This window comes from Stappia sp., assembly GCF_048268045.1.
Lineage (GTDB): Bacteria > Pseudomonadota > Alphaproteobacteria > Rhizobiales > Stappiaceae > Stappia.
The window spans coordinates 1-14,928 of record NZ_JBLWWG010000002.1 but is presented as its reverse complement, the minus strand read 5'-3'; the positions used below and the strand labels follow the sequence as shown (position 1 = coordinate 14,928).

Below are 14,928 nucleotides of genomic sequence, written 5' to 3'. Positions count from 1 at the left end.
TGCTGCTCGCATGTGCAGCATGAAGGGCGTTTTCACTGGATTTTGCACTTTTCGCGCAACGAATGGCAAGGCGATTTTCGGGTTGACGTTCATTTTTTTTCGTTTGATAGTTTATCCGCAAGTTTTCTTGAAAGCTTACTTCAGGGAGGAGATTTCATGCGCAGAGATATTCGAGCGGCCGTAGCGGCGGTTGCGCTTATAGCAGCTTCCCCTTCGGCATTTGCCGGAACGGAAGAAGCGAAAAAGTGGATCGACAGCGAATTCCAGCCGTCCTCGCTGTCCAAGGAGGGACAGCTCGCCGAGATGGAGTGGTTCATCAAGGCGGCGGAGCCCTTCAAGGGGATGGAGATCAACGTTCTGTCGGAGGGGATTCCGACCCACGAGTATGAATCGAAGACGCTGACCAAGGCGTTCGAGGAGATTACCGGCATCAAGGTGAACCACCAGATCCTGGGCGAGGGCGAGGTCGTCCAGGCGGTGCAGACGCAGATGCAGACAAACCGCAATCTCTACGACGCCTATGTCAATGACTCCGATCTGATCGGCACGCACTCGCGCCTGCAGCAGGCGGTGAACCTGACCGACTGGATGGCCGGTGAGGCCAAGGACGTGACGTCGCCGACGCTCGATCTCGACGACTTCATGGGCATTTCCTTCACCACCGGGCCCGACGGCGATCTCTACCAGATGCCCGACCAGCAGTTCGCCAATCTCTACTGGTTCCGCAAGGACTGGTTCGATCGCGCGGACCTGAAGGCGAAGTTCAAGGAGAAATACGGCTACGAACTTGGCGTGCCGGTGAATTGGTCCGCCTATGAGGACATCGCCGAGTTCTTCACCGAGGACGTCAAGGAAGTCGACGGCGTGCGCGTCTATGGTCATATGGACTATGGCAAGCGCGCGCCCGATCTTGGCTGGCGCATGACCGATGCGTGGCTTTCCATGGCCGGCACCGGCTCGAAGGGCGAGCCGAACGGGCGGCCCATCGACGAATGGGGCATCCGCATGGACGAGGGCTCGTGCAACCCGTCGGGCGCCTCGGTGGCCCGTGGTGGCGCGACCAACGGCCCGGCGGCGGTCTACGCCATTCGCAAGTGGGACGAGTGGCTGCGCAAATACGCGCCTCCCGGGGCGGCCGACTACGACTTCTACCAGTCGCTGCCGGCGCTCAGCCAGGGCAACGTCGCCCAGCAGATCTTCTGGTACACCGCGTTCCTGGCGGACATGGTCAAGCCGAAGTCGGAGGGCAACAACACCGTCGACGACAACGGCATGCCGCTGTGGCGTGCGGCGCCCAGCCCGCACGGCCCCTACTGGGAAGAAGGCCAGAAGGTCGGCTATCAGGACGTGGGCTCCTGGACGATCCTGAAGTCGACGCCGACGGATCGCGCCAAGGCCGCCTGGCTCTACGCCCAGTTCGTGACCTCCAAGACGGTCGACGTGAAGAAGAGCCATGTCGGTCTCACCTTCATCCGCGACAGCACCGTGCGCCACGAGAGCTTCTCCGAGCGCGCGCCAAAACTCGGCGGCGTGGTCGAGTTCTACCGCTCGCCCGACCGGGTGCGCTGGTCGCCGACCGGCATCAACGTGCCGGACTATCCCAAGCTCGCGCAGCTCTGGTGGCAGCAGATCGGCGACGTGAACTCGGGCACCTTCACGCCGCAGGAAGCCATGGACCGTCTCGCCGGCGAGATGGACACGATCATGGGTCGCATGCAGCGCGCCGACGAGGCCAACAACACCTACGGCGGCTGCGGTCCGCGCCTCAACGAGCCGAAGGACCCGTCCGAGTGGCTCGGCAAGGGCGGCGCCAAGGCCAAGCTCGACAACGAGAAGCCGAAGGGTGAGACGGTCAACTACGACGATCTCGTCCAGCGCTGGGCCGAGAACTGATCAGCCCGGGTGATGGCGGTCGGGGGACGTGTGCGTTCCCCGACCGTCCCGGTCGCCGGCTTGCACGGGCGCGGTCCCGAGACCGGCCGGCGATGTTTCCGATCCCCTACGCACGACCAACAGGGCAGCGACCCATGTCCCTTGAATTGAGGCAGGTGGCCTTGCGCGCCGGTGCCGAGACGCTCATCCACCCGACGGATCTCGTCTTCGAGCCCGGCAGCTTCAACATTCTTCTCGGCACGACGCTGGCCGGCAAGACGACCCTGATGAAGCTGATGGCGGGGCTGGAGCGCCCGACGTCCGGCCAGGTGCGCTTCGGCGGGCACGACGTCACCGGCGTCTCCGTGCGCCATCGCAACGTGTCGATGGTCTACCAGCAGTTCATCAACTACCCCAACATGACGATCTACGAGAACATCGCCTCGCCGCTCCGCGTTGCGCGGATGGAGGAGGCGGAAATCCGCAACCGCGTCGGCCGGATGGCGGAACTCCTGAAGCTCGACGCCATGCTTGAGCGCCGGCCGGCGGAGCTTTCGGGCGGACAGCAGCAACGCACCGCGATGGCGCGCGCGCTGGTCAAGGACGCCGACCTCGTCCTGCTCGACGAACCGCTCGCCAATCTCGACTTCAAGCTGCGCGAGGAGTTGCGCGACGAGCTTCCCCGCCTTTTCGCCGACCGCGACTGCATCGTCGTCTACGCGACCACCGAGCCGGTCGAGGCGTTGCTCTTCGGCGGCAACACCGCCTGCCTTTTCGAAGGGCAGGTTACCCAGTTCGGCCCCACGGGCACGGTCTATCGCAACCCCGTTGATCTGACGAGCGCCCAGGTCTTCGCCGATCCGCCGATCAACGTGGTCGCCGCCCGCAAGACGGGCAACCGGTTCACCCTGCCCGCGGGGGAGGCGGTCGAGGCCCCGCCTGGCATGGGCTCTCTCGCCGACGGCGCCTATACGCTCGGCATCCGTCCGCACCATGTCTCGCCTGTTCCGCAAGGCGAGATGCCGGTGCCGGTCGATGGCCGGGTGCTCGTCACGGAGCTCTCGGGGTCGGAAAGCATCATCCATTTCACGTTGCACGGGGAGACCTGGGTTTCCCAGTCTCACGGCATCCATCCGTTCGAGGTGGGCACGGCGCAGCGTCTTTATGCCGACATGTCGCAGGCGATGGTGTTCGCGCCCGACGGTCGACGCATTCCGGCCAAGGGAGGGCAGAATGGCCAGAATCCTGCTCGATGAACTGCGGCACGCCTACCGGCCCGATCCGGTCGACGACGCCGACTGGGCCCTGAAGCGGCTCGACCTGGAATGGGAGGACGGCGGCGCCTATGCGTTGCTTGGCCCCTCCGGCTGCGGCAAGACCACGCTTCTGTCGATCATTTCCGGCCTGCTGAGGCCAACCGGCGGTCGCGTCCTCTTCGACGGCGAGGATGTGACGGATCTGCCGCCCGACCGACGCCACATCGCCCAGGTGTTTCAGTTCCCGGTCGTCTACGACACGATGACCGTCTACGACAATCTCGCCTTCCCGCTGCGCAACCGCGGCGTCAATGAGGCCCGCGTCGACGCCCGGGTGCGCGAGATCGCCGAGATGATCGACCTGACGCACATGCTCAAGCAGCGTGCTGCCGGCCTGACCGCGGACGGCAAGCAGAAGATTTCGCTCGGTCGCGGGCTGGTGCGCGACGATGTCAACGCGATCATGTTCGACGAACCGCTGACAGTCATCGACCCGCACCTGAAGTGGCAATTGCGCTCAAAGCTGAAGGAGCTGCACCAGCGGGTGCGCACCACGATGATCTATGTCACCCACGACCAGACCGAGGCACTGACCTTCGCCGACAAGGTGGTGGTGATGAACCAGGGCGAAGTGGTGCAGATCGGCACGCCCGTGGAGCTGTTCGAACGACCGAGGCACACGTTCGTAGGCCATTTCATCGGGTCGCCCGGCATGAATGTTCTGCCTTGCGCGCTCGACGAGGGCGGTCGCGTCAGCATCGCCGGTACGCCGGTGGCGACAAGCGCTTCCGCCGCGCCCGCACCCGGCGCCGGCCGCATCGAGGTCGGCGTTCGCCCGGAATTCGTCAGCTTCGCGGACGGTGCGGGCGAGGGACGGCTTCCCGCCCGGGTCGTCAAGGTGGCCGACGCGGGGCGCTTCCGCATCGTCGAGGCCGATGCCTCCGGCAACGCGATCAAGCTGCTTGTCGCCGAGGGCGTCGACATTCCCGGGGAGGCCGCCTGGCTCTCCCTCGACCCCGCACACACGGCCGTCTACCGCGACGGCTGGATCGTCGCCTGAGGCGGGAGGATCGGATGAACAAGACACACGACAATCGCGCCTGGCTCTTCGTTGTGCCGGTGGTGGCTCTCGTCGCCTTCAACGCCGTCATCCCGCTGATGACGGTGGTGAACTACTCGGTGCAGGAAACCTTCGGTGACAACGTCTTCTTCTGGGCGGGCGTCACCTGGTTCGAACAGGTGCTGCGTTCGGAGCGTTTCCACGACGCGCTGTTTCGCCAGCTCGTCTTTACCGGAACGATCCTGGTGATCGAGATCCCGCTCGGCATCGCCATCGCGCTGACGATGCCGCGCAAGGGGCCGTGGGTTCCGGTCTGCCTGGTGCTGATGGCGCTGCCGCTGCTGATCCCCTGGAACGTCGTCGGGGCGATGTGGAATATCTTTGCCCTGCCCGACATCGGCCTGCTCGGGCGTGGTCTCAACGCGCTCGGTTTCGACTACAACTTTACCCGCCAGCCGGGAGATGCGTGGTTCACGCTGATCCTGATGGATGTCTGGCACTGGACGTCGCTCGTCGTGCTGCTCGCCTATGCCGGGCTTGTGTCCATTCCCGACGCCTATTACCAGGCGGCGCGCATCGATGGCGCCGGGTCGCTGGCGATCTTCCGCTACATCCAGCTTCCGAAGATGAAGCGGGTGCTGACCATCGCCGTGCTGTTGCGCTTCATGGACAGCTTCATGATCTACACCGAGCTTTCGGTGCTGACCGGCGGCGGGCCGGGCAATTCGACGACATTGCTGTCCATCGATCTGGTCAAGATCGCGCTGGGGCAGTTCGATCTCGGGCCGGCGGCCGCCATGTCGCTGATCTACTTCCTCATCATCTTGTTGCTGAGCTGGGTGTTCTACACCTTGATGATGCGCAACGAGCAGTCGTGACGAAAGGTCCGCCATGACCCGTATCAGCCGTTTCGTTCCCGTTCTCTACATCGCCTTTCTGTTGCTGCCGATCTATTGGCTGGTCAACATGTCGTTCAAGACGACCAATGAGATCCTGGGATCCTTCACGCTGTTCCCGAGGGAGTTCACGACCGAGAACTACGTCAAGATCTTCACCGATCCGACCTGGTACATGGGGTATGTCAACTCGCTGACCTATGTGCTGCTCAACACGGTGATCTCGGTGCTGGTGGCCCTGCCGGCCGCCTATGCCTTCTCGCGCTACCGGTTCCTCGGCGACAAGCACCTGTTCTTCTGGCTGCTGACCAACCGCATGGCGCCGCCGGCGGTCTTTGCCCTGCCCTTCTTCCAGCTTTATTCGGCGGTCGGGCTGTTCGATACGCCGATTGCCGTGGCGCTGGCTCATACGCTGTTCAACATTCCGCTGGCGGTGTGGATCCTGGAAGGCTTCATGTCGGGCGTGCCGAAGGAACTCGACGAGACCGCCTATGTGGACGGCCATTCCTTCTGGTCGTTCTTCCTGAAGATCTTCGTGCCGACGATCGCCGCCGGCATCGGTGTCGCCGCCTTCTTCTGCTTCATGTTTTCGTGGGTGGAGCTGCTGCTGGCGAAGACGCTGACCTCCGTCGACGCCAAGCCCATCGCCGCGGTGATGACCCGCACGGCGAGCACGTCCGGCTACGAGCTGGGCCTGCTCGCGGCGGCGGGCACGCTCACCATCATTCCCGGCGCCTTCGTCATCTACTTCGTACGCAATTACATCGCCAAGGGCTTCGCGCTCGGGCGCGTGTGACACGCGCAAACCAAGGGGAGAGACCGTCATGGGATTGAGCTGGATGGCCTGGACCGGACCGACAGCCGCCTTCTTCGTCTTTATCGCCGGCTGCTTCGCGGTCATGTCCGTGTGGGAATATGTGTCGCCGGGCGGTGGTCCGCGTCATGGCGCCCTGGGTCTCGACACGACACGCGGCGACCGGCTTTTCATCTCGCTGCTGGGCAGCGCCTTCATCTTTCTCGGCTGGCTCGGCCTTGTCGGGCCGGTGCTGTGGATCCCGCTCGCACTCGCGATCGTCTACGCAATCTGCGTCTTCCGCTGGGTCTGAGCGCCGGCTGATCCGGGCGAGGCTTGTTCGCACGGGCGACTCGCGGAAGGATCCGGTAAAGGTTCAACGCGCGGGCGCAAGAGATGACGTCACCCAGAAGATCGTTCGACCATGGCCTCTCAGGTGCGGGGGGCAAGACGGCGCGCCGGAGCGGCCTGGTCGTGTTCGCCGTTGCGCTGGCGCTCGCCGGCGGTTCGGCAGGGGCCTCGGAAGGGTGGCAGTCGGGTGGACAGATCGAGACGCTCTGCACGGCCGAGCCGCAAGGAAATCCTGTCGCCGTCACCTTCTGCCTTGGCTACCTGCAGGGTGCGCTCGACGCTTTCCTGCTCGGCCGCGCCAACTGCATTCCGCCTGGCGTGGACGCCAACGGACTGCGGCAGGCGCTGCTCGATCATCTGAAGAAACACCCGGAGGGCCGGAGGACCAGCGGCCCGCTGCTTGTCTATGACGCCTTCCGCGCCACCTGGCCGGCCTGCTCCAACATGCCGGCCATGGCCCGCTGATCCCGTTTGCTCGCACAAAAGCAAAACGCGCCGGACCCTCTCGGATCCGGCGCGTCTGATTGCTGTCTGAAGCCTGTTTGGGGCTGTCGTCAGGCGACGGCCCGCGCGAGCGCGCACTGCTTCCACAGCGACTCGATCGAGCGCACCAGGTGCTCGATGTCCCCGTCCGAATGCAGCGGCGACGGCGTGATGCGCAGGCGCTCCTGCCCCTTGGGCACGGTCGGATAGTTGATCGGCTGGATGTAGATCCCGTAGCTGTCGAGCAGGATGTCGGAGATCATCTTGCACTTCACCGGATCCTTGACCATCACCGGGACGATGTGGCTCGGGTTATCGAGGTGCGGAATGCCAGCGGCATCGAGCCGCTTGCGGACCGCGGCGACCCGGTTGGCGTGACGCAGGCGCAGCCGTGCGCCCTCAGTCGACTTGAGATACGCGATCGAGGCCTGGGCGCCGGCGGCCAGCGCCGGCGGTAGCGACGTGGTGAAGATGAAGCCGGACGCATAGGAGCGCACAAAGTCGCAAAGCGCGTCCGAGGCGGCGATATAGCCACCCATGACGCCGAAGGACTTGCCGAGCGTGCCCTCGATCACCGTCAGGCGGTCCATCAGGCCCTCGCGCTCGGCGACGCCGCCGCCGCGCGGACCGTAGAGACCGACCGCGTGCACCTCGTCGAGATAGGTCATCGCGCCGTATTTGTCGGCGATGTCGCAGATCTCCTTGATCGGCGCGATGTCGCCGTCCATCGAATAGACGGACTCGAAGGCCACGAGCTTGGGACGACCCGGCTCGATCTCGGCGAGCTGGCGCTCCAGATCGGCGATGTCATTGTGCTTCCAGATCCGCTTTTCGGCACGCGAGTAGCGAATGCCCTCGATCATGGAGGCGTGGTTCAGCGCGTCGGACAGCACGACGCAGCCCGGAAGGTGCGCGGCAAGCGTGCCGAGCGCCGCCCAGTTGGAAACATAGCCGGACGTGAACAGCAGGGCGGAGGACTTGCCGTGGAGATCGGCGAGTTCCTGCTCAAGCAGCACGTGGTAGTGGTTGGTGCCCGAGATGTTGCGCGTTCCACCGGCCCCGGCGCCGCAGCGCTCGAGCGCCTCGTGCATGGCACCGGTCACGACCGGATGCTGGCCCATGCCGAGATAGTCGTTGGAACACCAGACCGCGACGTCCTGTTCTCCGTCCGGCGTGTGGCGCGTGGCGCGGGGGAACTGGCCCGCCTTACGTTCGAGATCTGCGAAAACCCGGTAGCGGCCTTCCTTGTGCAAACCGTCGATCTTGCTTCGAAAGAAGCTCTCGTAATCCATTCCGGCCTCCGGCATGTCAGTTCGTCATGCTGTCGCCGCCAGGCGGGCGCCAGCGATGAAATTTCGCATATCCGCAAATTAGTGTCATTCCAAGTTATAGACCAATGCAAAACAGTAAGTGAATTGGGAATATGCCTGAGGGGTCATTTCGACGCAGCGCGCCGGCGTGAAAGCCTGTTGCGAACCTCGCCCTGCACCGGCTTCTTCCGTGATCTTCCTTGCGTTGGAACTTCCCCTTGTCCATAAGTCCGCGGGAAGGGACCGGCAGGGTCTCTTTCTCCAACCCTTGGTCAAATCGGGAGATGGAACGTTGAGCCAGTTCCAGCCGCGCGTATTCTCGGGCGTTCAGCCCACCGGCAATCTTCATCTCGGCAATTATCTCGGCGCGATCTCGCGCTTCGTGCCGCTGCAGGACGAGATGCCGACGATCTACTGCGTCGTCGACCTGCATGCGATCACGATCAAGCACGATCCGAACGTGCTTGCCCAGACCACCCGGGAGGTGACTGCCGCCTATCTCGCCGCGGGCATCGATCCGCAGAAGGCGATCATCTTCAACCAGAGCCAGGTTCGCGAACACGCGGAGCTTGCCTGGATCTTCAATTGCATTGCGCGCATCGGCTGGCTCAACCGCATGACGCAGTTCAAGGAGAAGGCCGGCAAGAACCGGGAAAACGCTTCGGTCGGGCTCTTCGCCTATCCGACCCTGATGGCGGCCGACATCCTCGCCTACCGGGCAACGCATGTGCCGGTCGGCGACGACCAGAAGCAGCATCTGGAGCTGACCCGCGACATCGCGCAGAAGTTCAACAACGACTTCGCCGATCGCATCAAGGAGATGGGGCTGGGCATTCCCAACCCGACGCCGAGCCCTGAACTGCCGGATGAGCTTTTCTTCCCGATGACGGAGCCGATGATCGCCGGTCCGGCCACGCGCATCATGAGCTTGCGCGACGGCACCAAGAAGATGTCCAAGTCCGATCCCTCGGACCTGTCGCGCATCAACCTGCGCGATTCCGCCGACGACATCGCCAAGAAGATCCGCAAGGCGAAGACCGATCCCGAGCCGCTTTCGGGTGAGATGGAAGGCCTTTCCGAGCGCCCCGAGGCGGCCAATCTCGTCGGCATCTATGCCGCGCTCTCCGGCCGCACGAGGGAAGAGGTGCTCGCCGAGTTCGGCGGTCAGCCGTTCTCCATCTTCAAGCCGGCCCTTGCCGATCTCGCCGTCGAGAAACTCGCGCCGATGACCGGAGAGATGAACCGCCTGCTTGACGATCCAGGCCATATCGATGCCGTTCTGCGCGAGGGTGCCGGCCGGGCATCGGAGATCGCCGGACCGGTGCTGCGCGATGCCCGCCGGATCATGGGCTTCCTCGAGGGCCGCTGATCGGCGGATCGCCATCCACGACAGTGAGCGACCATCAGGGCCGCGCCGGTTTTCCGGCGCGGCCCTTGCCAATTCCGGGGGCGGGGCGCTAGTCTTCGGTGGAACAAAGATGGAACATATCCGCGAACGGAACCAGACGGCATGACCACCAATCGCATCCTGCTCGACGATCCGCTCTGCGACGGACGCCAGTCTGAAGCCGCCGCGCGGGTCTGGCGCGGTGCGGCGCGGATGCTGCGGGCGGCGGGCTTTGCCTGTGTCGGCGAACTGACGCTTGCCTCTGGGCGGCGCGCCGATCTTGCTGCCGTCGGGCCGAAGGGGGATGTCTGGATCGTGGAGGTGAAGTCCTCTCTCGCCGATTTCCGTGCCGACGCCAAATGGCCCGATTACCGCGCCCATTGCGACCGGCTGTTCTTCGCAAGCCATGCGGGCGTCCCGGCGGAGGTGTTTCCGCAGGACGCCGGGTTGATCCTGTCCGACGGTTACTTCGCGGAGATCCTGCGTCCTGCTCCCGAGCACAGGCTGTCGGCGGCGACGCGCAAGGCGGTGCTGCTTCGCTTCGCCCAGGCCGCGGCCAATCGCCTGCACGACGCGCTCGATCCCGACCTTCGTGCGTCCGTCGGCGGAATGGGCTGAGGCGTTCGCGCCTTTCCCGTTGCAATCCCGCCGGTCCTTTGCGACTAAACCGCCAGCAGCATCGCAGCCAGGGAGGCGCATGGACGTGTCGTCGGCAGACGTTGGGTCAGCCCGTGCGGGAGATCGGGTTTGCGTTGCCATTTGCACATGCGACCGGCACGAGCCATTGCGCCAGGCGCTGCATTCCCTCGCGCGCCAGAGCGTCGGCACGGGCCTGCGCGTCATCGTCGTCGACAATGGTCGCGTGTCGGCGCGGCGGGTGGCGGCGGAATTCTCCGATGTCTTCGATCTCGTCTACGACCGGGTGAGCGAACCGGGCCTGACGGCGGTGCGCAACCGCTCCCTGCGTCTTGCCCTGGAAAGCGGCGCGGAGTTCGTGGCATGTCTCGACGATGACGAGCGCGCCGACGACGACTGGCTCGAGGCGCATCTCAAGGCGGCCGACAGGACCGGAGCGGATATCCAGATCGGCCCCATTGCGCCGGTTTACCTTGCGCCTCCGCCCGGCTGGATCGTGAGCGGAGGGTTCTTCGTCGAGGACTGCGAGTCGCCGACGACAGCAAATCTGCTGCTGCGCCTTTCGTGCCTGCCCGAGGACGAAGCCGACTGGTTCCAGCCGGATTACGCCGCGACGGGTGGCGAGGACTATGAGCTCATCACCCGGCTGTGCAGTCAGGGCGCGCGCTATGGGAGTGCCGCCGGCGCGCGCGTCCGCGACGTGGTGCCCGCCGACCGCTTGACCTTGCGCTTCATGTTGCGTCGGGGATTGCGCGACGGGGTCTATTTCGGCACCTGGGCGCGCAAGACGCATGCGAGCTTCGCCCAGGCCGGTCTCGTCTGCGTCGGCAAGCTTTGCGCCAAGCTCGGCTATGCGATCAACCATCTGTTCTGGTCGCCGCTGGCGGGGTGGCGGGCGCGACGCGCCGGCGTCGACCTTGCGTCGGCCGTCGGCGTCGTCATCGGTCTGTGCGGGATCAAGCTGCGCTTCTACGGACACGCCGCCAGGGGGGAATGAGCGCGCCCGTTCAGCGCGGCGCGCGCTTCGCCAGAATGCGCTGCAGCGTGCGGCGGTGCATGTTGAGCCGCCGGGCGGTCTCCGAAACATTGCGGTCGCACAATTCGTAGATCCGCTGGATGTGTTCCCACCGCACGCGGTCGGCCGACATCGGGTTCTCCGGCGGTGCGGCCCGCTCTTCGCTCGAACTGGTCAGCGCCGCCAGCACGTCGTCGGCGTCCGCCGGCTTGGCGAGGTAGTCGACCGCGCCGAGTTTCACTGCCGTCACCGCCGTCGCGATGTTGCCGTAGCCGGTCAGGATCACAACCCGCGCCTCCGGCCGACGGGCACGGATTGCCTCAACCACGTCGAGGCCGCTGCCGTCTTCCAGGCGCATGTCGACAACGGCGAAGTCCGGCGCCTTGATGCGAACCTTCTCGAGCGCCTCGCGGACGCTGTCGGCGGTTGCCGTTTCAAAGCCACGCTTCTCCATGGCGCGCGCGAGGCGCTGCTGGAACGGCCTGTCGTCATCGACGATAAGCAGGCTCTTCTGCATTGCTGTGTCGCATTCCAGGCGTTCGTCCATGCCCGTTTCCACGTCCCTTGATTGTTTCCCCCCTTATATGGGGGTTTTTCCCCGGGGCAAATGTCTTCGCCCGGGTGCGGCAGTCCGTCCTGTCAGGCGGAAGCGTCTTCCGCTCTCCAGGTCACATTGCGCTCGTCGCCGCCGCGAGGCCAGCTGACGCGGACCACAGCACCGCGCGCCGGCGGGGTGCGGTTTCGCAGGCGCAGGTCCGCGCCGGTGCGCTCCAGAAGCGTCTTGGCGATGAAGAAGCCGAGACCGAGCCCGCCGCCGCGTTCGCCCTGGCCGGGTCGGCCTTCGCGCGTCTCCCGGTAGCCGCGTTTCGTGACATAGGGCTCTCCCAGCCGCGTGATCACGTCCGGGGCGAAGCCACGTCCGTCGTCGGAGACCTCGATTGTGACGCTGGCGGGCGTCCAGCGTGCGGCGATCTTCACCTCGCTCGCGGCGAAGTCGATGGCATTTTCGAGAATATTGCCCAGTCCGTAGTGGATCGCCGGATTGCGGATGCCGATTGGCTCGGCTCCGTCGCCGCGGATGTCGACGAGGATCTCTATCCCGAAGGCACGGCAGGGCTCGACGACCTGCTCGATCAGGTGCGAAAGCGGCTCGCCGTGGAAATGCTGGTCCCGGTCGTCGGAAAGCGACGAGAGCTTCGACAGGATCTCGCGGCAACGTTGCGCCTGGGAGAGAATGAGCTCGACGTCCTCGCGCAGCCCCTCCGGCAGCGCGTCGGCTTGTTCGGGGGCAATGTCGGCAAGGTCGCGCGCCAGCTCCTTGGAGGTGAGATAGACGGTCGCCATCGGCGTGCCGAGTTCATGAGCCGCCGCCGCCGCCAGGCCGTCGAGCGCATGCAGGTGCTGTTCGCGGGCCAGCACCAGCTCGCTGGCGGCAAGGGCGTCGGAGAGCTGCCGGGCCTCCTCCGCGACGCGGTAGGCATAGACGCCCATGAAAGCGAGCGAGCAGACCAACGAGATCCAGACGCCGAGCGCATAGATGCTGGGCAGGCTGAAGGTTCGCCCCTCCGGCCAGGGCAGCGGCAGGTGGTCATAGGCGACCAGGGTGGCGATGACCGCCGCGAGGAGACCGAGGTAGAGCGTCTTGCGCGCCGATAGTCCGGTCGCCGACACCATCACGGGGGCGAGCAACAGGAAGGCAAAGGGATTGCCGAGACCGCCGGTGAGATAAAGAAGCCCACCCATCTGCGCCAGATCGTAGGCGAGCTGTAGTGTCGCGGAGCGCTGGGAGAGGCGTTGCGACTGCGGCGAGCGGATCTTCAGCAGGATGTTGACCCAGGCCGAGGCCGCCACGAGGCCTATGCAGGCGGCGAAGGGCAGCGGGTAGTCCAGTCCGAAGCGCACGAGAAGAAGCGTCGCCGTCTGACCGGCGACCGCCATCCAGCGCAGCCGGACGAGAGTGTCGAGTTTCAGCCGCCGGTGCGGTGATCCCAGTTCCACGATTTCCGTATTCGTCATGCCCCTGCCGCATCCGTCTCAGCGTCGGGCATCCCGTTCGCCCGTTCCCGACTATGTGTAGCCATGGTCCCGGCGCGTCAATCAAACCTTGTGCTTTCCGCCGTGCCCATGCTAGCCAGCCGGACAAAGTCGGGCGCGGCGCGTCGCCGTACCGGCGGGATTGGACGAAGGTCAGGACAGGATACTCCAGCATGAGCGATACCAATGACGCGGCCGATGGCCAGGTGAACCAGGCCGGCGGCGCGCCGGGCATGAGCATCATTGCCCAGTACATCAAGGACCTGTCGTTCGAGAACCCGAATGCTCCTGCATCGCTGCAGCCCAAGGAGCAGCCGAAGCTCGACATCAACGTCAACGTCGGCGCCCAGCCGATGGGCGAGAACCAGTTCGAGGTCGTGCTGACCCTGACCGCGAGCGCCAAGACGCCCGAGATGACGGTCTTCGCCATCGAACTCGTCTATGCCGGCATCTTCCGCATCGCCGGCGTGCCGGAAGAGCACCTGCATCCTTTCGTGCTGATCGAGTGCCCGCGCATGCTGTTCCCCTTCGCGCGCAACATTCTGGCCGAGGCCTCGCGCAACGGCGGCTTCCCGCCGCTCATGCTCGACCCGATCGATTTCGCCCAGCTCTATCGCCAGAACATGGAGCAGGGTGGCGGGGACGCGCGCCCGAACTGAGGGCAGGGCAGCCTTTTGCATTGTGAAACGAAAAAGCCGCGGACCCTGTCCGCGCCTTTTTTCATGTGTGCGGCCTTGCGGCGCGAGGTGCTTTCCGGGCGCCTCAGTCGCCGGTGCGCGGGGCCGGTGCGTGGCCGCGATCTGCCATGAACCGGTCGAACTCCTCGTGGTCCTTCTTGCGGCGCAGCTCGCGCAGGAAGTCATCGAACTCCGCGCGCATCGTCTCGATGCGGGCCCGCTCTTCCTCGAGACGGCGCAGCTCGCGGTCGCGATAGGCGTCGAAGGCGGAGTTGCCGGTGTCGCCACGCAGGCCCGAGGACATGCCTCGCCCGACCGGGGAGGTTCGGAACTGGTGGCGTGCGTCGTCGAATGCCCCGCGCAGGCGGTCGCCCCATAGAATATAGGCGAGCATGGCAAGGCCGATCGGCCAGGCGAAGATGAAGCCGAGAACCATCAGGCCGATCGTAAGCGGTGACCATCCGGGGCGGATCGCACAGGAGCGGCGCTGGCCGGCCTCGCTCTGCGAATTCATGGTGGAGGTGTAGCTCATCGTGTTCCTCGCAGGTGTTGGGTACGAGAAACATGTGGTCGCGTGGCGCGGGGGTTTCAAGAAGACCCGCGGCCGGGGGGGCGTGCGCAGGCACGTGTGGCCGAGCACGCGGACGGTCCCTCGCGGATGGAGTGGATGGACACGCCACTCTGGCGGGCAAGGATCGTGGGCATGGCGCTCGCCGGAGCTTGAAGGGAGGACGTGAAAGGAGCGCGCGCGTTTGAGGAGGGGGTCCGGGCAGGGTTTTTGTTGTTTGTCTTGAATTGGGGCTGTGACTTTAGGTTTTGGCTTTGACGCTTGGATGACGTTTTGGGGTTTGTGTTTGAGTGATTTTGGGGGTGGGGCTATCGGGCTTGTTTTGTGGAAGGGATTTTGGTTTTGCGCTGTGCATATCTTAGTGTTTTGATATTGCTTATATTTTTGCAGTTGTCGGCTATTTTGTCCCCAGTTGGTGGATTTGGGTTTGCGGGATTTTTCGTGCGGCGGGGATTTTTTGTATTTGCGTCTTGACGGTGTGTGATTTGGGTGGCTATAAGAGCCCCACAACGACGGCGGCGCCGGGGCGAACTTCCCGGTGCGAATGACTGTCTCCTTCACCTTTTAAGGCTGACGGGAATTTGCCGGCT

At 64.7% G+C, this 14,928-nt stretch carries 15 protein-coding genes; 11 read left to right on the top strand and 4 right to left on the bottom strand.

The window, feature by feature from the left end:
* Positions 1-156: 156 nt before the first annotated feature.
* From ACN0WF_RS02640 to ACN0WF_RS02610, 7 genes are all read left to right on the top strand, one after another.
* Positions 157-1,893: an ABC transporter substrate-binding protein gene (locus ACN0WF_RS02640; RefSeq protein WP_417771231.1), complete on the top strand. Its 1,737-nt coding sequence runs from the start codon at positions 157-159 to the stop codon at positions 1,891-1,893.
* 134 nt (positions 1,894-2,027) lie between these two features.
* Positions 2,028-3,128 (top strand): ABC transporter ATP-binding protein, encoded by a 1,101-nt coding sequence (locus ACN0WF_RS02635; RefSeq protein WP_417771230.1) that lies wholly within the window; start codon positions 2,028-2,030, stop codon positions 3,126-3,128.
* Positions 3,106-4,188: an ABC transporter ATP-binding protein gene (locus ACN0WF_RS02630; protein ID WP_417771229.1), complete on the top strand. Its 1,083-nt coding sequence runs from the start codon at positions 3,106-3,108 to the stop codon at positions 4,186-4,188. The genes ACN0WF_RS02635 and ACN0WF_RS02630 overlap by 23 nt, the downstream gene beginning before the upstream one ends.
* A 14-nt stretch (positions 4,189-4,202) precedes the next feature.
* A complete protein-coding gene (locus ACN0WF_RS02625) occupies positions 4,203-5,066 on the top strand; it encodes a carbohydrate ABC transporter permease (RefSeq protein ID WP_417771228.1) in 864 nt (287 codons plus the stop codon).
* 13 nt (positions 5,067-5,079) lie between these two features.
* Entirely contained in the window at positions 5,080-5,880 is an 801-nt protein-coding gene (locus ACN0WF_RS02620; protein WP_417771227.1) for a carbohydrate ABC transporter permease, read from the top strand.
* A gap of 28 nt (positions 5,881-5,908) precedes the next feature.
* Positions 5,909-6,190 carry a DUF2160 domain-containing protein gene (locus tag ACN0WF_RS02615; protein WP_417771226.1) on the top strand — a complete coding sequence of 94 codons (282 nt, stop codon included), beginning with the start codon at positions 5,909-5,911 and terminating at the stop codon, positions 6,188-6,190.
* A gap of 83 nt (positions 6,191-6,273) precedes the next feature.
* Positions 6,274-6,693 (top strand): Rap1a/Tai family immunity protein, encoded by a 420-nt coding sequence (locus ACN0WF_RS02610; RefSeq protein ID WP_417771225.1) that lies wholly within the window; start codon positions 6,274-6,276, stop codon positions 6,691-6,693.
* Between the two features lie 89 nt (positions 6,694-6,782).
* On the opposite strand, the gene hemA is transcribed toward ACN0WF_RS02610, so the two are convergent.
* Positions 6,783-8,003: a 5-aminolevulinate synthase gene (gene hemA / locus ACN0WF_RS02605; protein ID WP_417771224.1), complete on the bottom strand. Its 1,221-nt coding sequence runs from the start codon at positions 8,001-8,003 to the stop codon at positions 6,783-6,785.
* A gap of 310 nt (positions 8,004-8,313) precedes the next feature.
* Here hemA and trpS point away from each other — a divergent pair, with 310 nt between their 5' ends.
* From trpS to ACN0WF_RS02590, 3 genes are all read left to right on the top strand, one after another.
* Positions 8,314-9,390 (top strand): tryptophan--tRNA ligase, encoded by a 1,077-nt coding sequence (trpS, locus tag ACN0WF_RS02600; protein ID WP_417771223.1) that lies wholly within the window; start codon positions 8,314-8,316, stop codon positions 9,388-9,390.
* A 141-nt stretch (positions 9,391-9,531) separates the two neighbouring features.
* The gene (locus ACN0WF_RS02595) at positions 9,532-10,026 is read left to right on the top strand and encodes an MmcB family DNA repair protein (RefSeq protein ID WP_417771222.1); all 495 of its coding nucleotides are present in this window, start codon (positions 9,532-9,534) and stop codon (positions 10,024-10,026) included.
* 79 nt (positions 10,027-10,105) lie between these two features.
* On the top strand, positions 10,106-11,041 hold the full coding sequence (locus ACN0WF_RS02590; protein WP_417771221.1) for a glycosyltransferase family 2 protein: 936 nt from the start codon (positions 10,106-10,108) through the stop codon (positions 11,039-11,041).
* Between the two features lie 10 nt (positions 11,042-11,051).
* Here ACN0WF_RS02590 and ACN0WF_RS02585 read toward each other — a convergent pair whose 3' ends face one another.
* Together ACN0WF_RS02585 and ACN0WF_RS02580 are read right to left on the bottom strand one after the other, a co-directional pair.
* The gene (locus tag ACN0WF_RS02585; RefSeq protein ID WP_417771220.1) at positions 11,052-11,606 is read right to left on the bottom strand and encodes an ActR/PrrA/RegA family redox response regulator transcription factor; all 555 of its coding nucleotides are present in this window, start codon (positions 11,604-11,606) and stop codon (positions 11,052-11,054) included.
* A gap of 92 nt (positions 11,607-11,698) precedes the next feature.
* Positions 11,699-13,075 (bottom strand): ActS/PrrB/RegB family redox-sensitive histidine kinase, encoded by a 1,377-nt coding sequence (locus tag ACN0WF_RS02580; RefSeq protein WP_417771219.1) that lies wholly within the window; start codon positions 13,073-13,075, stop codon positions 11,699-11,701.
* Positions 13,076-13,266: 191 nt separating this feature from the next.
* Here ACN0WF_RS02580 and secB point away from each other — a divergent pair, with 191 nt between their 5' ends.
* Positions 13,267-13,752: a protein-export chaperone SecB gene (secB, locus tag ACN0WF_RS02575; protein ID WP_417771218.1), complete on the top strand. Its 486-nt coding sequence runs from the start codon at positions 13,267-13,269 to the stop codon at positions 13,750-13,752.
* A 103-nt stretch (positions 13,753-13,855) separates the two neighbouring features.
* Here secB and ACN0WF_RS02570 read toward each other — a convergent pair whose 3' ends face one another.
* The gene (locus ACN0WF_RS02570; protein ID WP_417771217.1) at positions 13,856-14,302 is read right to left on the bottom strand and encodes a DUF2852 domain-containing protein; all 447 of its coding nucleotides are present in this window, start codon (positions 14,300-14,302) and stop codon (positions 13,856-13,858) included.
* Between the last annotated feature and the right edge of the window lie 626 nt (positions 14,303-14,928).